General features: G+C 72.9%; 17 protein-coding genes. 9 read left to right on the top strand and 8 right to left on the bottom strand.

Annotated features, from left to right (window positions below):
- Positions 1-130: 130 nt before the first annotated feature.
- Positions 131-613 (bottom strand): GNAT family N-acetyltransferase, encoded by a 483-nt coding sequence (locus tag IEZ12_RS10950; protein WP_229847420.1) that lies wholly within the window; start codon positions 611-613, stop codon positions 131-133.
- A 55-nt stretch (positions 614-668) separates the two neighbouring features.
- Positions 669-1070 carry a DnaJ family domain-containing protein gene (locus IEZ12_RS10945; RefSeq protein WP_189271829.1) on the bottom strand — a complete coding sequence of 134 codons (402 nt, stop codon included), beginning with the start codon at positions 1068-1070 and terminating at the stop codon, positions 669-671.
- 136 nt (positions 1071-1206) lie between these two features.
- Here IEZ12_RS10945 and IEZ12_RS10940 point away from each other — a divergent pair, with 136 nt between their 5' ends.
- From IEZ12_RS10940 to IEZ12_RS10925, 4 genes are all read left to right on the top strand, one after another.
- A complete protein-coding gene (locus tag IEZ12_RS10940; RefSeq protein ID WP_189271828.1) occupies positions 1207-1947 on the top strand; it encodes a hypothetical protein in 741 nt (246 codons plus the stop codon).
- Entirely contained in the window at positions 1944-2300 is a 357-nt protein-coding gene (locus tag IEZ12_RS10935) for a winged helix-turn-helix domain-containing protein (protein WP_189271827.1), read from the top strand. The genes IEZ12_RS10940 and IEZ12_RS10935 overlap by 4 nt, the downstream gene beginning before the upstream one ends.
- Before the next feature lie 95 nt (positions 2301-2395).
- On the top strand, positions 2396-2947 hold the full coding sequence (locus IEZ12_RS10930) for a GNAT family N-acetyltransferase (protein WP_189271826.1): 552 nt from the start codon (positions 2396-2398) through the stop codon (positions 2945-2947).
- A gap of 212 nt (positions 2948-3159) precedes the next feature.
- Entirely contained in the window at positions 3160-3822 is a 663-nt protein-coding gene (locus tag IEZ12_RS10925; protein ID WP_189271825.1) for an NAD(P)H-binding protein, read from the top strand.
- A 27-nt stretch (positions 3823-3849) separates the two neighbouring features.
- Here IEZ12_RS10925 and IEZ12_RS10920 read toward each other — a convergent pair whose 3' ends face one another.
- The gene (locus IEZ12_RS10920) at positions 3850-5262 is read right to left on the bottom strand and encodes a condensation domain-containing protein (protein WP_189271824.1); all 1413 of its coding nucleotides are present in this window, start codon (positions 5260-5262) and stop codon (positions 3850-3852) included.
- A 161-nt stretch (positions 5263-5423) separates the two neighbouring features.
- Positions 5424-6410, bottom strand: a complete 987-nt coding sequence (locus tag IEZ12_RS10915; RefSeq protein ID WP_189271823.1) for an ROK family protein — start codon at positions 6408-6410, stop codon at positions 5424-5426.
- A 170-nt stretch (positions 6411-6580) separates the two neighbouring features.
- Here IEZ12_RS10915 and IEZ12_RS10910 point away from each other — a divergent pair, with 170 nt between their 5' ends.
- Positions 6581-7612 carry a LacI family DNA-binding transcriptional regulator gene (locus tag IEZ12_RS10910; protein WP_189271822.1) on the top strand — a complete coding sequence of 344 codons (1032 nt, stop codon included), beginning with the start codon at positions 6581-6583 and terminating at the stop codon, positions 7610-7612.
- 7 nt (positions 7613-7619) lie between these two features.
- On the opposite strand, the gene IEZ12_RS10905 is transcribed toward IEZ12_RS10910, so the two are convergent.
- Positions 7620-8297: a hypothetical protein gene (locus tag IEZ12_RS10905; RefSeq protein ID WP_189271821.1), complete on the bottom strand. Its 678-nt coding sequence runs from the start codon at positions 8295-8297 to the stop codon at positions 7620-7622.
- A 401-nt stretch (positions 8298-8698) separates the two neighbouring features.
- Here IEZ12_RS10905 and IEZ12_RS10900 point away from each other — a divergent pair, with 401 nt between their 5' ends.
- Positions 8699-10567: a transglycosylase domain-containing protein gene (locus IEZ12_RS10900; RefSeq protein ID WP_229847419.1), complete on the top strand. Its 1869-nt coding sequence runs from the start codon at positions 8699-8701 to the stop codon at positions 10565-10567.
- 18 nt (positions 10568-10585) lie between these two features.
- On the opposite strand, the gene IEZ12_RS10895 is transcribed toward IEZ12_RS10900, so the two are convergent.
- Both IEZ12_RS10895 and IEZ12_RS10890 read right to left on the bottom strand, forming a co-directional pair.
- The gene (locus IEZ12_RS10895) at positions 10586-11872 is read right to left on the bottom strand and encodes a polysaccharide deacetylase family protein (RefSeq protein ID WP_189271820.1); all 1287 of its coding nucleotides are present in this window, start codon (positions 11870-11872) and stop codon (positions 10586-10588) included.
- Between the two features lie 150 nt (positions 11873-12022).
- The gene (locus IEZ12_RS10890) at positions 12023-12586 is read right to left on the bottom strand and encodes a 3'-5' exonuclease (RefSeq protein ID WP_229847418.1); all 564 of its coding nucleotides are present in this window, start codon (positions 12584-12586) and stop codon (positions 12023-12025) included.
- A gap of 193 nt (positions 12587-12779) precedes the next feature.
- Between IEZ12_RS10890 and IEZ12_RS10885 the strand changes: the two genes are divergently transcribed.
- The 3 genes from IEZ12_RS10885 to IEZ12_RS10875 all read left to right on the top strand — a co-directional run bounded on the left by IEZ12_RS10885 (position 12780) and on the right by IEZ12_RS10875 (position 17539).
- On the top strand, positions 12780-14054 hold the full coding sequence (locus IEZ12_RS10885) for an alpha/beta hydrolase family protein (protein ID WP_189271818.1): 1275 nt from the start codon (positions 12780-12782) through the stop codon (positions 14052-14054).
- A 104-nt stretch (positions 14055-14158) separates the two neighbouring features.
- A complete protein-coding gene (locus IEZ12_RS10880) occupies positions 14159-16558 on the top strand; it encodes a glycoside hydrolase family 2 protein (RefSeq protein ID WP_189271817.1) in 2400 nt (799 codons plus the stop codon).
- A 153-nt stretch (positions 16559-16711) separates the two neighbouring features.
- The gene (locus tag IEZ12_RS10875) at positions 16712-17539 is read left to right on the top strand and encodes an alpha/beta fold hydrolase (RefSeq protein ID WP_189271816.1); all 828 of its coding nucleotides are present in this window, start codon (positions 16712-16714) and stop codon (positions 17537-17539) included.
- A gap of 41 nt (positions 17540-17580) precedes the next feature.
- Here the strand turns inward: IEZ12_RS10875 and IEZ12_RS10870 are convergent, their stop codons facing one another.
- A complete protein-coding gene (locus tag IEZ12_RS10870) occupies positions 17581-18483 on the bottom strand; it encodes an aldo/keto reductase (protein WP_189271815.1) in 903 nt (300 codons plus the stop codon).
- Positions 18484-18530 lie beyond the last annotated feature (47 nt).

The raw sequence follows: 18530 nt of genomic DNA, 5'->3' as shown, positions 1-18530 counted from the left end.
TCAGGGGCCGACGGCGGGGCCGCAGACCCCCACCTCGTCCGACTCGGGGCTCACCACGCTGCGCACGCTACCGGACACCGTCCGGCAGGTCATCCCGATTTCCGCGGCCCGAGCGGATGCTGACCGCCCGTCAGACCGTCTTGCGCAGCGCCATGGCCGCCACCTGGTAGCCGTTGGCGCGGTACAGCGCGATCGCGGCCTCGTTGCCGCCGAAGACGTTCAGCCCGAGCGCCGTCCAGCCTTCCCGGGCGGTCAATGCCTCGGCGGCGCGCAGGATCGCCGACCCGAAGCCGCGACGGCGGAATTCCGGTTCCACGTGCAGGTCGTAGAGCCAGGCGGCGTGCTCGTCGCCGGCGGCCGTGCGCGGGTCCGGCCCGATCCAGGCGTCGCCGACCACCCGGCCGGCGGCGTCCTCCGCGACCACCAGGTGGTGGCCGGCCGTGTCGGGGCCGTCCGGGAGGAACCGCGCCGTCCCCTCGCGGGCGCGTTCCCGGGCGAGCTCCGCCGGCAGGAAGGCGGCGAGCTCCCGCGCCGTCTCCGCCTCGCGCCGCTCCGTCACGGTCTCGTACTCGGTGGGCGTCATCCGCCGCAAGTGCACGGTTCGATCGTCCATTCGGCCATCCTGGACCATGCCGCCGGCGTGGCGGCAGCCGGTTCCTGACGGAGGCTCAGCTCGGGCGGGCACGGCGCCACTCGGCGACGGCGGCCTCGACGTCGACCGGCGCGACACCGAGCGGCGGCCCGTCGATCGGACGGCGCAGGGCCGCGTCGATGCGGGCGTTGACCTCGGCCAGCCGGGTGCGGAGCAGCGCCTCGGTGGGGGCGAGCCGGGCGGCGTCGAGCGCCTCGTGGAGCTCGTTGCGCAGGACGAGCGAGGGCGGCAGGGAGCTCAGCCCTTCGCGTTCGAGCTTGTCCCGGATCCACCACATCTCGTGGTACGGCCGGTCCTCGTGGGCCAGCGGCTTTCCCGCGCCCGGCAGGTCGTCGAACTCGCCGCGCTCGGCGGCCTCCCGGATCTGCCGGTCGACCCAGCTCTCGAAGGCGACGCCCGGGGGTTTGCGGTCCGTCATGGCCTGCTCCTTCCGTCCTGCCTGCCCGGATGGCTGCACCTACGAGCCTACGCCGACGCCCAACTCGCCCACCGGGGGCGGGAGGTGCGATGCACGGTCTCTTGTCACAATTGGTTTGCTGTGCAAACCTGACGGCATGACAGACGCATCGGTGCCCGTGAACGGCACCCCGCACGAAGTCCTCGCCGGACTGGGCGAGTTGACCCGCAAGGTGCGTGCCGCGCAGCGCGGCACCTGGTTCCCACTGCTGCTGCTCGGCGGCCTCACGACGGGCGGCATCCTGGTCGCCCGCCTCACCCACCAGGTGCTGACCGTCCCCTGCGTCGGCGACCCGGCGGGCGCCGACTGCACGCTCGTCAGGCAGGGCTCGCCGCTCTACTGGCCGATCGGTCTCGCCCTCGCCTACCTCGCCACCGCCGTCTTCTACGTCCGCCGGGCCCGCAACCGCGGCGTCGGCACGGCGATCCGGCCCTACGTCCTCACCGGCATCGCGCTGCTCGCCGCGGTGTCCGCCACCTCGCTCTGGGCCACCCGGAACGGGATGCCGCAGCCCGGCGCGCCGCTCGACCTCTGGGGCCTGCACCTCGACCCCGCAGCCCCGGCGACGCGACTCCTGCAACGGCTGATGGGCGACGCCCTGGCCGTCGGGCTGCCGCTGCTGGTGCTGGCCCGGGTGGAACGCAGCCGCGTGCTGCTGCTGCTCGCTGTGCTCTACTTGGCCATCGAACTGGTCCCGCTCGGCACCGGCTGGGCGGGCATCCCGATCACCTCGCCGTGGTCCGCCCTGCCGCGGTACGCCGTCCCCGGCGCACTCCTGCTGCTCGGCGCCCTCGGCTTCGCCCTGGCCGAACGACCCCGGGAACGCACCGCATCATGACCGAACCGCCCGAGCAGGTCGAACAGCACCCTGCCACCGGCCTGGACGACGTCGTCCACCAGCGCGTCCGCCTCGGCATCCTCACCGTCGCCCACCAGGCCCGCCGGGTCGAGTTCGGCTTCCTGCGCACCGCGCTCGGCCTCACCGCCGGCAACCTCAGCCAGCACCTCACCGTCCTTGAGAAGGCCGGCCTGATCGCGGTCGAAAAAGGCTACGAGGGCCGCCGCGCCCGCACCTGGCTGACACTCACCGCCGCCGGCGACCGCGCCCTCCAGGACGAAGTCACCCAGCTCAAGCGCCTCATCCAGCAGATCGAGAACGCCCGCCCGGAGTCTTCTGCGCACGGCAGTTGACACTCCGCCCGAGGCCCGCGGCCGGCCACCGGCCGCGGGCCGTCCGCCGTAGGCTGCCGGTTCCGGCCCACCCGCCCGTGACGAGGACGCAGCCCATGCCCAGCAGCACCCGCATCCGCCTGATAGCGCCCGCCGACGCCGCCCCGATCGCCGCCCACTACGCCCGGGACGCCGAGGCGTTCCGACGCTGGGAACCGGCCCAGCCCCCCGAGTTCTTCACCCCCGAGGGCCAAGCCGCACGGATCGACCGGCTGCTGACCGGCCACGAGGCCGGAACGATCTGGCCCGGCGTCGTCCTCGCCGACGACCGGCCGATCGGCCAGATCACCGTCTCGACCATCCTCCCGCAGCCGTTCCTGCGCCGCGCCTCCCTCGGCTACTGGATCGCCACCACCGCCCAGAACCAGGGCCACGCGGGCCGCGCCGTCTCCCTCGCCCTGACCGTGATGACGGACCGGCTCGGCCTCCACCGCATCGAGGCCTCCACCCACCTGGAGAACCTCCCCTCCCAGCGGGTCCTGCGCCGCAACGGATTCACCCCGTACGGCGTCGCCCACGCCGCGATCCTGCTCGACGGCCGCTGGCAGGACTCACTGCTCTGGGAGCGGATCCTCGACGAGCCCGGCGCGGGGGAAGGGGCGGCGTGAACGCGGTGGATCGGGCGGATTCCTGAGGGAGGGACCGACCGTGACCGGTGGCCCGGGGCGGCCCCGTCGCGCACCTGCTCGTCGTCTCGGCCGCCGACTGGGTGCCGAGCTCGGCGGGTGGCCGAAGGGGAGTTGACGCAGTGTCACCCGGACGGGCGGAAGGGCGGTCGCCCTCCGCCGGGAAGTGATCGGCGGGGCATACGGTGGGGCGCATGCGCATTGTCATCGCTGGTGGTCATGGTCGGATCGCGCTGCGGCTGGAGCGGCTGCTCGGCGCGCGGGGGGACGAGGTCGCGGGGATCGTCCGCAGGCCGGAGCAGGCGGGGGAGCTGCTGGCGGCGGGGGCCGAGCCCGTGGTGTGCGACCTGGAGTCGGCGACGGTCGCCGAGGTCGCCGGGCACCTGGAGGGCGCCGACGCGGCGGTGTTCGCGGCCGGGGCCGGGGCGGGCAGCGGGGCGGCACGCAAGGAGACGGTCGATCGCGGGGCGTGCGTGCTGTTCGCGGACGCGGCGGAGGCGGCCGGGGTGCGGCGGTTCGTCGTGGTGTCCAGCATGGGGGCGGACCGTGAGCCGCCGGCGGGGACCGACCCGGTGTTCGCCGCCTACCTGCGGGCCAAGGCGGCGGCGGACGCCGACGTGCGGTCCCGTCCCGGTCTGGACTGGACGATCCTGCGGCCCGGAGGCCTGACCGACCGGCCGGGCACCGGCAGGGTGACGCTGGCCGCGGCCACGGGGCGCGGGGAGGTCTCGCGCGACGACGTGGCCGCGGTGCTCGCCGCGCTGCTCGACGAGCCCCGGACGGCCGGGCTCACGCTGGAGCTGGTCGGCGGCAACTCGCCGGTGGACGAAGCGGTTTCGGCGCTTGCCGGTTCCTGACGGCCCGTCGCGGCCCGTCGCGGGCCGTCAGGCCGGAACCGCCGCGGGTGCGGCCATCGACAGGAGCGTCTCGCGCAGGGTGTGCTGGAGCCGGGCCATGGTCCGGTGGGCCTGCGGGAGGTCGACGTGGACGGTGTGGATGTGCAGACCGTCCTCGTCCCGCTGGAACCACGAGGTGGTGCCGTTCACCCGCGACACCCACACATGGGCCATCGGCTGCCAGCGTGCGTGGTTCTCGGCCCCGGGGCACTTGCGCATGTCGATGTAGGAGAGGAAGTTCACCGGGAACGGCCAGCAGCGGCTGGTGAAGTGCTCGGGCGCGAGCAGCTCCCAGGCCCGGACGAACGGCACGTCGATGCTCTCCATCATCGCGGCGAACCCGTCCCGGACGCCCGCGACGAGCTGCGCGAAGTCCAGTTCCTCGGCCACCGAGAACTCGATGGGCAGGGTGTTGACGAACCAGCCGAGGGAGTGCCGCCAGGTGCCCCGGCCGCGTTCGCTGAGCGGCATCAGCGCACGGTAGACGTCCGGCCCGCCCTCCTCGCGCAGGGCCACCGCGACCGCGGCGAACAGCCCCATGAAGAACTTCCCGCCGACCTCCTCGCAGCGGGCCTCCAACGCCGCGGTCTGCCGCGCGTCCAGCAGGGTCGCGGTGTCGCTGACCGCCGGATACAGCCGGCTGGGCTCCGTCCCGAGGTCCAGCGGGAACCGGGGGAAGAGGCTGCCGTTCCGGGCGATGAACGACTTCCAGTAGGCGAGGCGGTCGTCGTCGGCGCCGATCGAGGTGTACCGGTGGCGCTGCTCCCGGGCGAACTCCATGTAACTTCCCGCCTCCGGGAGGTCCGGTTCCGTTCTGTCGCAGTACGCGGTGTAGGCGAGCTGGACGTCCCGCACGACATTCGGCATCGACATTCCGTCGGACACGATGTGGTCGAATGCGAGGTAGACCGTCGTGGGGCCGTCGTCACGGACGACGGCGCCCATGGTGAACGCGGGCCACTCCAGGGTGTCGATGTGTTTCCGGAAGCTGTCCGTCAGGAACGCGTGGACTTCCTGGGGCGTGTCGAATTCGCCCATGCCGACGGCTTCCAGTTCGATTTCCTCGGGCCGGTGCACCGCGTACGACAAATCCCCCACGAGGCGGTGGAACTCGCAGCGCAGCACATGGTGCCGCCGCACCAGGAAGAGCAGCGCCGACTCCAGTGCCCGCTGGTCGAGCGGCCCCTCGATCTCGAAGGTGACGGCGAGCCAGGAGGCCAGCGGCTCCTCGCTGTTGCGGGTCTCGTCGATCAGCGAGTGGTGCTTGTCCTGATTGAACGACGCGCTCCCGGCGTATTCCTCGCCGTGGCGGTCCGCGCATGCCGCACCCGAAGATCTGATATTCCACTGGACAATGTGCCCCGGTGCAATATCGGCGGCTTCCAACGGTGCCTGGCGCATGCTGATGCTCTCCCGAGCCGAAGGGAATTTTCGCGAATCGGCAGGCGGCAGCGACGGAACAAAGGCGGGCGACCGGCCGATTCAATACAGAATGTAACACCGCGCATTCGGAAAGTGGTTGATCCGGCGCGACACGGACCGCGGGGATCCGGCTCCGGCGGTCATTTCCGGAATGCTGTTCGGTTTCCGTCCGGCAGGGCGTGGCGGGCCAGGGCCGCGGCGCCGACCAGGCCGGCGTCGGTGCCGAGGCGGGCGGGGGCGAGGGCGAGCCGGCGGGTGAAGGGGAGCGTCGCGTAGCCGGCGAGGTGGCGGGCGAGGGGGGTGAAGAGGACGTCGCCCGCGCCGGCGACGCCGCCGCCGATCACGGCGACGTCGAGTTCGACCAGGGTGGCGGTGGCGGCGATGCCGGCCGCGAGGGCCCGCGCGGCGCGGTCGAAGGCCGCCAGCGCGAGCGGGTCGCCGGACTTCGCGGCGCGGGCGACACCGGTCGCGGTGGTGTCGCCGTCGGGGCCGGGGCGCCAGCCGCTGTCGGCCGCGGTGCGGGCGATGGCCGTGCCGGAGGCGAGCCCTTCGAGGCAGCCGCGGGAGCCGCACGGGCAGGGGCGGCCCTCGAAGTCGACGCTGATGTGGCCGAGATGGCCGGCGTTGCCGGTGGTGCCGGTGTGCAGGCGGCCGTCCAGCACGAGCCCGGCGCCGACGCCGGTGGAGACCACCAGGCAGAGCGCGTTGCGGTAGGGGCGGGCCGCGCCGCGCCAGTGCTCGGCGGCGGTCATGGCGACCGCATCCCCGCCGAGGACCACCGGCAGGTCGCCGACGGCGGGGTGCCGGGCGGCCTCGGCGCGCAGCGGGAACTCGCGCCAGCCGGGCAGGTTGACGGGGCTGACGGTGCCCGCGGCGATGTCGACCGGCCCGGCGCTGCCGATGCCGAGCGCCCGCACCCGGGGCCACTCGGGCCGTCGGGCCAGCTCGTCCAGGACGTGCGTCACGGCGGCCATCAGCTCATGCCGGTCGCCGGTCGCGGGGGTGGGCACCTGGAGCCGGTGCAGCAGGGCGCCCCGGGGGTCGACCAGGCCGCCCGCGATCTTCGTGCCGCCGATGTCGAGCGCCGCGAGGAGTGCTTCGTCGGTACCTGCCGGGTGATGGTTCATGGTGACGTCTCCGCAGGTGGAACGGGGAGCGCCGTGGTGCGTGGCAGGGCGCCGTCGGATCGGTCCTGTGATTCTGACCCGCTTTGACAACGTTGTCCAGCAGGCGTCGCCGCAGCCCGGGGCGTCCGTCGAGGGCCGGATCCGGGGGTACCCGCACTATCCTCCGTGGCATGACGAGCAGCCTCCGAACCGGTGTCCGACTGCGCACCGGTGTTCGACCGACCATGAAGGACGTCGCCGCGGCGGCCGGGGTCGGACTGAAGACCGTCTCACGAGTCGTCAACGGCGAGTCCGGGGTGACGGACGGGACGGCGGAGCGGGTGCGGGAGGCGATCGAGGCGCTCGGGTTCCGGCGCAACGACAGCGCGCGGCTGCTGCGGACCGGGCGCACCGCGAGCGTGGCGCTGGTGCTGGAGGACATCAGCGACCCGTTCTCCTCCGCGCTGTCCCGGGCCGTCGAGCAGGTCGCGGCCGCCGAGGGCTGCCTGCTGTTCACCGGCTCCAGCGGTGAACAGGCCGACCGGGAACGGGAGTTGGCGCTGGCGTTCTGCGCCCGCCGGGTGGACGGGCTGATCGTGGTGCCGGCCGGCGACGACCACCGGTACCTGCTGCCGGAGATCGCGTCCGGCACGCCCGTGGTGTTCCTGGACCGACCCGCGGGCGGCATCGACGCGGACGCCGTGCTCAGCGACAACGCGGGCGGCGCCCGCCGGGGCACTGAGCACCTGATCGCCCACGGCCACCGCCGGATCGGCTTCATCGGCGACCTGCGGGCGATCCACACCGCCGCCGAACGCGAACGCGGCTACCGCGCCGCGATGGCCGGGGCCGGACTGCCGGTGGACGACCGCTGGGTGGACTGCGGCCCCACCGACCGCGCCCGGGTCGGCGAGGCGGTGCGCCGCCTCACCACCGGACCGGACGCCGTCACCGCGCTGTTCACCGCCAACAACCGCGTCACCCTCGCCGCCCTGCACCACCTCCCTGCCGAGCGCCGCCCGGCCGTGGTCGGCTTCGACGACCTGGAGCTCGCCGACCTGCTCACCCCCGGCCTCACCGTGGTCGCCCAGGACCCGGCCGCCCTCGGCGCCCTCGCCGCCCGCCGCCTGTTCGCCCGGCTGGCGGGCGACGTCGGCGCGCCCGCCTGCCTGGAGGTGCCCACCACGCTGATCCCTCGGGGATCCGGCGAGATCCGCCCCTGACGGGCGGTCAACTCTCCCGAGAGACGATCAACTCCAGCCAGTACCGCTGATCCACCGGGATCCGCCCCGGCGGCAGGGCGAGCAGCCACTCCGTCAGCTCCGGGCCGGCCTCGAACTCGCCGTAGAAGCCGAACTTCAGGGTGAGCACCTCGCCCCAGTGCAGCCATCCCTCCACTGCGTCGGCGAGGTGCCGGTCGGCCGTCGGGGTGGCCGTGTCCGCCCAGGTGCGCAGCCAGGGGGCGAGGGTGTCGGTCGTCGCGGCCACTGTCTCCAGGACCGTCGGCACGTGCGTCGGCGGTGCGGGCTGCTCCAGGGTGGCGGACCACCAGGCGTCCAGCACCTCGGTGACCAGGTCGGCGTGGGGCCACTTCCGCCAGTCGGCGGCGCGCAGCCGGGTGGCGATCAACTCGCCGTCGGCCAGCACGCCGGTCGTCAACTGCCGCAGGATGCGCGGCGCGAGGCGCCGGTACAGGGTGGGGAAGTCGTACCAGAGGTCCGCGCTCTTCACCGCGGCGCGGCGGAGCAGTTCGTTCGGCAGCAGGTCCGGCGGCCCGGACAGCAGTGCGAGGTCCTCGGCGGTCCAGCAGTGTGCGCAGCCGTCCACCGGAGGGCCGGGGTGGGCACTGCGGCCGGAGGTGTCGAGGGCGTCCAGGGCGTGGTGCAGGCGCTGCTGCGCGGTCGTCATGGTTCCTGCCAACGGGACTCCGCCGGTGCGAACGGCGAAGAGCGCGACGCTACCAGAGACGGTGGGCGGGCGCTTCGACCGGCGGCGTGGTGATCATCACACGGCTGGGTCGTGACGTGATGGCCGGTCAGCACGTCCCAAGCTTCGGGAGAGATTTGCCAATCGAGCAGATCGGGGAACGCATGGTGTCCGGCGAGCCGAGGGACGCGGTCGGGGCAGAGGGATCGGACGGAGCGGCGGAGCGTGCGGGGCGACGGCCCGCCCGGAAGCCGAGACCGAAGCCGGAGCCCGAGCCGGGATCGGGTCGGACCTGGCGGCGCCGGGCGTCGAGACTGCGGCCGGACTACCCGCGCACCGGCCGCCGGGGGCTACGGCGCTGGCTCCCGTCATGGCGTCAACTGGTGCTGCTGGCCACGGGGTTGGTCGGCGTGATCGCCGTCGCGGCCGTGGTGATGTACGCGCGGACGGACGTCCCCAAGGACCTCAACTCCTTCGCCACCCAGCAGAACAACGTCTTCTACTGGGCGGACGGCACCGAGATGGCGCGCACCGGCCTGGTCAACCGGCAGGACGTGCCGCTGGAGCAGGTGCCGGAGCACGTGCAGTGGGCGGTGCTCGCCGCGGAGAACGAGGACTTCTACTCGGACCCCGGCATCTCGATGAAGGGGATCGCCCGGGCGTTCTACCGGATGGGGTCCGGCGGTGACACCCAGGGCGGCTCGACCATCACCCAGCAGTACGTGAAGAACGCCTACCTGAACCAGCGTCAGAACTTCTCCCGCAAGCTCGACGAGATGTTCATCGCGGTCAAGCTGGATCAGCAGGTCGACAAGAAGGACATCCTCAGCGGCTACCTGAACATCAGCTGGTTCGGCCGCGGCAGCTACGGCATCGAGCGGGCCGCGCAGGCCTACTACGGCAAGCACGTGTCCCAACTCGACCCGAGCGAAGGGGCGTTCCTGGCTGCTGTGCTGAAGGGCGCGTCGCTGTACGACCCGGCGCTCGGCGGCGAGAACCGGGACCGCGCGGTGGAGCGCTGGGCGTGGATCCTGGACCGGATGGTCAGGATCGGGAAGCTGTCCGCCGAGGAACGGGCCCGCTACACCGTCTTCCCGGAACCGCAGACCCCGCCGCAGCAGGCCGGTCTGAGCGGGCAGACCGGCTACCTGGTGGACCTGGCGAAGGCCTACGCGCTGAGCCACGCGGACATCACCCCGGCCCAGTTCGACCTGGGCGGCTACCAGATCCGCACCACCTTCGAGAAGCCCCGGCAGGCCGCGCTCACCCAGGCCGTCCAGGACGCCGCGAAGAACCTCGACCCGGACCACCGCCCCGCCGACCAGAACGTGCACCTCGGCGCGGCCTCGGTCGCCGCGGACGGGCGGATCCTGGCAGTCTACGGCGGACCCGACTACCTGAAGCAGGGCTTCAACAACGCCAACACCGCGAACGTGCCCGCCGGTTCGGCCTTCACCCCGCTGGTGTACGCCGCCGGGCTCGACCGGGGCGTCCAACGCGAACGGCAGGGCAGCAGGACGCCGGTGCTGCCGACCACCCGCTACAACGGCGACAACGGCGTCGACCTGCAGACCCCCGAAGGGCCGTACTGGGGGCGCGACGGGAAGAAGGCCAAGGCGGCCAACGACGGCGACCGCAACTGGGGCCAGGTCAGCCTGCGGACCGCCGTCGAACAGTCCGTCAACGGCGTGATGCAGCAACTCGGCATGGACGTCGGCCTCGACAACGTCCGCCGGGCCGCGCTCGGGTTCGGGCTGCTCCCCGACAGCATGGGCGACCTGGTTCCCGGCTTCGCGCTGGGCAACTCCACGCCCAGCGCGATCCGGCTGGCCGACGCCTACACCGCGTTCGCCGGGCAGGGCATGCGCACCGACCCGTACTCCGTCGACCGGGTCAGCCGCAACGGCGCCGAACTCGCCGTCGGGCGGCCGGCCGCCGTCCGGGCCGTGCCCGCGTCAGTGGCCGGCGAGGTCGACACCGCGCTGCGCGGGGCCGCGAAGGACGGCACCGGCAAGGAGGTCGGACAGCTCGTCCCCGGCGCCGCCGGCAAGACCGGCGGCAACCAGGCCCGCACCGCGGGCTGGTTCGTCGGCTACCGCGGACCGGTCACCACCGCCGTGTCGCTGTTCCGGATGGACCCGAAGACCCTGGCGCTCCTCCCGCTGACCGGGGTGGCCGGCGCCGACCCGGCCACCCCCGACTACACCACCCCGGCCGCGATCTGGGCCGCCTACACCAAGGCCGTGGGGTGAAGCCCCTGATGCGCCGCGCTACTTGAGGTAGGTCGGCCAGTCCGGCGCCTGGGCCGGATCGAGCCGGCGGAGCTGGTCCAGGACCTTCGGGTCCTGGGCGTCCAGCCAGTCGGCGAGCTCCTTGAACGACACGCAGCGCACGTCCTCCTTCGTGCAGACGCCCTTCATCACGTCCTCGACGGCCTGCATGTAGATGCCGCCGTTCCAGGTCTCGAAGTGGTTCCCGACGAACAGCGGCGCCCGGCTGCCGTTGTAGACCCGGGCGAACCCGTCGAGGTATCCCTCCCGGGTCTGCTTCTCCCAGGCGTTGTACTTCTTCGGGTCGCCCTGGGTGCTGTCGCCGGACTGGTTGGCCAGGAAGTTGAAGTCCATCGACAGCACCTGGGAGTTGCCGAACGGCAGCAGCTGGAGCGGGAAGTTCCACACCCCGCCGGTCTTCGACGGCCAGACCTGGAACTCTCCCGGCGAACTCGCGTCGTAGCGCCAACCCAGGGCCTTCGCGGCCGGAATCAGGTTCTTCTGCCCCTCCAGGCACGGGGCGCGACCGCCCGCGAGGTCCTTGCGGTAGTCGAACGGCAGCGGCGCCTCGTCGGTGAACCCGGTGTTGGTCTTCCAGTTGGTGACGAACGAGTACGCCTGGTCGATCTCGCTGCGCCACTCGTCGGTGCTCCAGTCCCCGCCGCCCTTCGCGCCGCAGAAGTGCCCGTTGAAGTGGGTGCCGATCTCGTCGCCGTCCTTCCAGGCCTCGCGCAGCTGCTCCAGCGTCTCCTTCACGTGCTTGTCGGTGGGGAAGGAGATGGCGGCGCTGCCCGGATCGTGCTGCGGCGGCCGGTAGAGCCCGTGCTTCTCCTCCGGGAGCAGGTAGATCCCGGTGAGGAAGAACGTCATGGTCGCCCGGTTCTCCTTCGCCAGCTTCCGGAACCGGGAGAACAGGTGGTCGTCGTTCTCCAGCGCGCCGTCCCAGGAGAACACCACGAACTGCGGGGGCTTCTCCCCGGGTTTCAGCTTCTCGATCTTCAACTGGTTCGGCTGCGGCCCCGTGTCGGACGTCGACCCGTCCCCGAGCACCTTCACCTGCCCGTCCCAGGTCGCGGACGGACTCGGGCTCGGACTCGAAGCGGCGCTCGGCGGCGGTGTGTCGGTGCCAGTCGTCCCCGACATCGACTGCTGCGCCGGGGCCGGACTGCCGCCGGTCGTCAGGCCCACCACGAGCGCGGTGGCCGCACCGGCCGCGACCACGACCGCCGCGACCTGAGCGGTTCTCGCCCGTCCCCTGCCACCACCGCTGCGCTTGTCGTCGCTCATCGCTCGCCGTCCCCTCGGTACACGGCTGCCCGGCTGGCAGGCCGTCCGACTGGTATGACGATTCGGATGATCGGATTGGTTACCGCTGGATCCGGCCACATGACAGCTCGTCACGCCCGTCATGAAGGGCCGACGTTGGATCGACCGGTTCTACGGCCAGGCGTCGCGTTCGGCGAGGTGGAGGACGAGGGCCGCGATGTTCCAGGCGTCGTCCTCGCCGCGGTGGTGACGGCCTTCGAGCGGCAGGCCGGCGATCTCCAGGGCCTGCGCCATGCCGGGGCGCTTGCGCAGCCCGTGGGCCTCGGTGAAGACGGCCTTGGCGTTGGTGTGGTGGCGGCCGAACGGGTAGGGCGTGCGGGTGGCCCCGCACTGGCGGGTGAACTGGTGGCGGTCGTAGTCGCCCCAGCTGATCCACGGCCGGGCACCCGCCCGGTGCTCGGCCGCCAGCAGCCGGCACGCCTCGGCGAAGCCCACGCCCCGGTCGACCTCCTGCTGGGTGAGGCCGGTCAGCTCGGTGCAGAACCTGCTGACCGCCGACCGGACGGGCCTGACCAGGATCCGGTGCCGGGCGAGGCGCGTGCCGGCGCCCAGGTCGACGACGGTCAGGCCGATCTCGATGATCTCGCTCACCGCGCCGGGCGGCGGCGCACCGTCCCAGCAGGTGGCTTCGACGTCCACGACGTTGACGAGGCGCGCGGCCCGGGTGCTGTCCACGGCGGGAAGCATAGGGAGGAGCGGCGGCCGGGGCACCTGGTTTTCGGGCCCGGGGGCCGCGGGAGCCGGACTGTCATACCCGGGTAGCACCGGGCGAGTTGGCTCCGCGGTGTGACGGTTTCACCCCCGCCCCGCCCGTACCTTCTCTCCCGTGCCGAGGAGCACACCGAGGACGAGAGCAAGGGGACGGGCGATGCGTGAACGGGGCCGGGCGATGGCGGCGGTGGTGCTGGCGGCGACGGCGGCACTGGGGGTGGCCGTGGCTCCCGGCGCGGTGGCGGTGGCGCCCGGGCCGGTCGGGAAGCCGGTGACGGCGGCGCTGCCGGCGCCCACCGGGCCGTACGCGGTCGGCACCACCGGCGTGCACCTGGTCGACCCGGGCCGGGAGGATCCGTGGAAGGCCGGTCGGCCCCGGGAGTTGATGATCAGTCTCTGGTACCCGACCGGCCGTCCCGCGGTCGGCGACGAACGGGCGCGGTACATGACCCCCGACGCGGGGGCGCACTTCGGCAGCGCCGGGAGCGTCACCCGGATGAACCAGGGCTTCGAGCCCGACCGCACCGACTGGTCGGGCGTGCGCACCCACGCCCGCGTCGACGTGCCCGCGCTGCCCGGCCGGCCCCGGCCGGTGGTGCTGTACTCGGCGGGGCTGGGCGACCCGCGCACCTGGGGCACCGGCCTGGTGGCGGACCTGGCCTCGCGCGGCTACGTCGTGGTGACCGTCGACCACACCTGGGAGGCGTCCGAAGTGTCGCTCCCGGGCGGCGAGTTGGCCACCTCGGTGTTCCCCGAGCTGGCCAGGGACCCGAACCTCGACGTCGGCGCGCTGCTGCGCAAGATGCTCGACACCCGGGTCGACGACACCAGGTTCGTCCTCGACCAGCTGGCCCGGCTGAAGTCCTCCCGCGCCCTGCCGCCCGGCGTCGGCGCCGCCCTCGACCTCGGCCGGATCGGCATGGTCGGCCACTCCGGCGGCGGCTCCACCGCCCTCCAGGCCATGCACGACGACCCGCGGATCGCCGCGGCCGTCAACATGGACGGGCAGCTGCACTTCCCCGGCCCGGACGGGAGGACCGGCGTCCACCTGACCGACGTGGCCGAGAAGGGCCTGGACCGCCCGTTCCTGCTGCTCGGCACCCGGAGCGACGACTCCGGCCCCTACCGGCAGCAGCCCGGCTGGGACGCGCTGTGGCACCGCAGCACCGGCTGGCACGCGGACTTCACCCTCGACGGCTCCCGCCACGGCTCGTACACCGACGCCGAGTCCCTGCTGCCGCAACTCGCCGACCAGGGCGCGATCTCCGCCGATGCGCTGCGCGGCGACATCGGGGAGGTCCGACCCGACCGGGCGGTGCTCGCGACCCGGACGTACGTCGCGAGCTTCTTCGACCGCTGGCTGCGCGGCCACGACGACCACCTGCTGGACGGGCCGTCGGCGAGCTTCCCGGAGATGGTCCGCGAGCCCTGACCGCCACCTGCGCCCGGCGGCCTGCAACCGGTTCGTGGACATGCCGGACGGGGCGGGGCTACGGTGCTGCACGCGTCGCACATCCGCACCGAGGAGCCGCACAGATGAAGGACACCACCCCGCTCGACCAGGGCTGGAACCTGCACCACGACGGGGAGTTGGTGCCCGCCACCGTGCCCGGCTGCGTGCACACCGACCTGCTGGCGGCCGGTCGGATCCCCGACCCGTACCTCGACGCCAACGAGCTGGAGGTGGCCTGGATCGGCCGCCGCGACTGGACGTACAGCCTCGACCTGCCCGCGCACGGCAGCACCCACGAACGCACCGACCTGGTCTTCGACGGCCTGGACACCGTCGCCACCGTCACCCTCGGCGACACCGTGCTCGGCGCCACCCGGAACATGCACCGCCGGTACCGCTTCGACGCCACCGGGCTCGGCGGGCCGCTGACGGTGCGTTTCACCAGCGCCTACGCGGAGGCCGAACGAGTCCGCGGGATCGTCGGCGAGCGGCCCAACGAGTACCCCGAGCCGTTCCAGTACATCCGCAAGATGGCCAGCAGCTTCGGCTGGGACTGGGGCCCGACCCTGCCCACCGCCGGCATCTGGAAGTCCGTCCGGTACGAGCACTGGTCCACCGCCCGGATCGCCGACGTCCGCCCGCTGGTCACCGTCGACGGCGCCACCGGCCGGGTCGAGGTGCACCTCACCGTCGAACGCACCGCCGGCGGCGCCGACCGCCCGCTCACCGCCCGCGCCACCGTCGCCGGCGCCGAGGCGGAGACGGTCTTCGACGGCGACAGCGCGGTACTCGTCCTGGAGGCCGCCGACGTCGAACGGTGGTGGCCGCGCGGGTACGGCGACCAGACCCGCTACGAACTCGCCGTCACGCTCGCCGACGGCGACGGCCGACTCGACGCCTGGCAGCGGCAGATCGGCTTCCGCACGGTCGAGCTGCACCGCACCCCCGACGCCACCGGCACCCCCTTCACGCTGGCCGTCAACGGCGAACCGCTGTTCGTCCGTGGCGCCAACTGGATCCCCGACGACACCCTGATCACCCGCGTCACCCCCGCCCGCTACCGCACCCGCCTGCTCCAGGCCGTCGACGCCAACGTCGACCTCATCCGGGTCTGGGGCGGCGGCATCTACGAACAGGACGCGTTCTACGACCTCTGCGACGAACTCGGCCTGCTGGTCTGGCAGGACTTCCCGTTCGCCTGCGCCGCCTACCCCGAGGAACAGCCACTGCGCGGCGAGATCGAGGCCGAGGCCCGCGACAACGTGGTCCGCCTGATGCCGCACCCCTCGCTGGTGCTGTGGAACGGCAACAACGAGAACCAGTGGGGCTTCCGCGACTGGGGCTGGGAGGAGAAGCTGCGCGGCGACTCCTGGGGCGAGGGCTACTACCTCGGCCTGCTGCCCCGGATCGTCGCCGAACTCGACCCCACCCGGCCCTACAGCGCCGGCAGCCCCTGGTCCGGCAGTTGGGACCACCACCCCAACCACGTCGACCACGGCACCCACCACTCCTGGGACGTGTGGAACCGCGAGGACTTCGCCGAATACCGCGCCACCGTCCCCCGGTTCGTCGCCGAATTCGGCTGGCAGGCCCCGCCCGCCCACGCCACGCTGCGCCGCGCCCTCCCGCACGAGACGCTCGCCGCCGACTCGCCCGGCATGCTGCACCACCAGAAGGCCGGCGACGGCAACGGCAAACTCCGCCGCGGCCTGGAACGCCACTTCGACGTCCCCGACGACTTCGACCGCTGGCACTACCTCACCCAGCTGATCCAGGCCCGCGCCATCGCCACCGGCATCGAACACTGGCGCTCCCACTGGCCGCACTGCGCCGGCACCATCGTCTGGCAGCTCAACGACTGCTGGCCGGTCTCCTCCTGGGCCGCCGTCGACGGCGACGGCCGCCGCAAGCCCCTGCACCACGAACTGCGCCGCCTCTACGCCGACCGCCTGCTCACCCTGCAGCCCGCCGACCGTGACGGCGCACCCCGCGCCGCCCTGGTCAACCAGTCCGCCGAGCCCTGGACCACCACCCTCCGGCTGCGCCGCCTGGACACCACCGGGCGGCAGCTCGCCGAACACGTCGAGGAGATCACCGTCCCGCCGCGCACTGTCCACCAACTCCCGCTTCCTGATGGGATATTGACGGATCAGGGGGCGACCAAGGAGTACCTGGTGGCGGACGCGGACGGTCTGCGCGCCGTGCACTTCCCCGTCGCCGACAAGGAATTCGCCTACCCGCGGCCCGAGTTCGACCTCGACGTGACGGCGGCCGGCGACGGAGCGGTGGACGTCCGGATCACCGCCCGCACGCTGATCCGCGACCTGCTGCTGCAGCCCGACCGCCTGCACGCCGACGCCACCGCCGACCGTGGCCTGACCACGCTGCTGCCCGGCGAGCACGTCGACATCCGGGTGCACGGCGCGGGCGCCCCGAGCGCCGGGCAGGTCCGGCAGGCGGTCTTCTGCGTCGAGCCGTCGTGAACGCGCGGGTGCCGCCGATGAGCTGACGGTGCGTCCGGTGTCGGCCCCGCCGCCGTGCGGGTCCGGCCCGGCCGTGCCTTGATGGGCGAGGCGCCCGCCGCTCCCTGCGCGCGAGCATCCCGCCCATGTCGAGGCACCCGATCGGAGACACCCATGCCCCACTGCACGACCCGCGACGGAGTGGAGCTCTTCTACAAGGACTGGGGCCACGGCCGCCCCGTGGTCTTCCTGCACGGCTGGCCCCTCAACGGCGACGCCTGGCAGGACCAGCTGAAGGCCGTCGCCGACGCCGGATTCCGCGGCATCGCCCACGACCGGCGCGGCCACGGACGGTCCACCCCCGTCTGGGACGGCTACGACTTCGACACCTTCGCCGACGACCTGAACGACCTGCTCACCAGCCTCGACCTGCGGGACGCCACCCTCGTTGCGCACTCCATGGGCGGCGGCGAACTCGCCCGCTACATCGGCCGGCACGGCACCTCCCGGGTGAAGTCCGCCGTCCTGCTGTCCGCCATCACCCCGCTGCTCGTCCAGGGCCCCGACAATCCCGAAGGCGTGCCCGACAGCGTCCTCGACTCGCTCAAGGCCGGCATCCTGCGCGAACACTCCCAGTTCTGGAAGGACACCGCCGTCACCTTCTTCGGCGCCAACCGCGTCCACACCAGAGCCACCCAGGGCAACCTGGACGCCTTCTGGCACATGGCGATGGCCGAGACAGTCCAGGGCGCCGTCGAATGCGTGGACGCCTTCGGCCACACCGACTTCCACGCCGACCTGAAGAAGTTCGACATCCCCCTCCTGGTGGCGCACGGCGACGACGACCAGGTCGTCCCGATCGACGCCACCGGCCGCAAGACCGCCACCCTCGTCCCCGGCGCGGTGCTCAAGGTGTACGAGGGCGGGTCGCACGGCCTGGCCATGGTGCCCGGCGACAAGGAGCGCTTCACCCAGGACCTGCTCGACTTCCTCAAGTCCTGACGGCCCCGCCGCGTGGCCGTCTCCCGGCCTCGCCGGGTGGGTCAGGCCGTCGGGGCGTCCAGCAGGGCGAGGTGGGTGGGGGTCAGGCGGAGGGTGGCGGCGGTGAGGTTCTCGGTGAGGTGGGTGGGGTTGGTGGTGCCCGGGATGGCGAGGACGTGGGGGCCGCGGTGGAGGGTCCAGGCGAGGCGGATCTGGGCGGGGGTGGCGTCGAGTTCGGTGGCGACGGTGGTGATGCGGTGGTCCCGGTCGGCGGCGGGGGCGGCCTCGCGCCGGAGGCCGGAGATGGCGAAGAAGGGGACGAAGGCGATCCCCAGCTCGGCGCAGAGGCCGAGGACGCCGGTCTCCTCGGCGCGGCGCCAGTCCAGGCCGAAGGAGTTCTGCACGCACACCACGGGGGCGATCTCCCGCGCCTCGCGGATGTGCTCGGGGCGGACGTTGGAGAGTCCGAGGTGCCGGATCAGCCCGGCCTCGCGGAGGTCGGCGAGTGCGCCGAAGTGCTCGGCGACCGAGTCGCAGTCGGGGCCGTTGCGGCGCAGGTTGACGACGTCCAGGTGGTCGCGGCCGAGCTGGCGCAGGTTCTCCTCGACCTGGCCGCGCAGCTCGTCCGGCCGGGCCATGGTCCGCCACTCGCCGGACGGGGTGCGCCCGGGGCCGACCTTGGTGGCCACCACCACGTCGTGGCCCCGCCAGGAGTCGAGTGCCCGGTTGATCAACTCGTTGGCGGAGCGCCGCGGCGAGAAGTAGAAGGAGGCCGTGTCGACGTGGTTCACGCCCTGCTCGAACGCGGTGTGCAGGAGCCGGACGGCGAAGTCGCGGTCGATCGGGGCGCCGTCGGAGTTGCCCATCATGCCGTTGCCGGTCAACCGCATCGCGCCGTAGCCGAGCCGGTTCACCGTCAGGTCGCCGAGCTGCCAGGTGCCTGCCGCCGCCGCTGTCGTGGTCATGGGTTTCCTCCCCGTGGGCCGTACTGTCCGGTCCCGGAGTATGGGGT

It is taken from the genome of Kitasatospora griseola (genome assembly GCF_014648555.1).
GTDB lineage: Bacteria > Actinomycetota > Actinomycetes > Streptomycetales > Streptomycetaceae > Kitasatospora > Kitasatospora griseola.
Note: the sequence above shows the minus strand (reverse complement) of the source record. Positions and strands in the feature narration are given on the sequence as shown.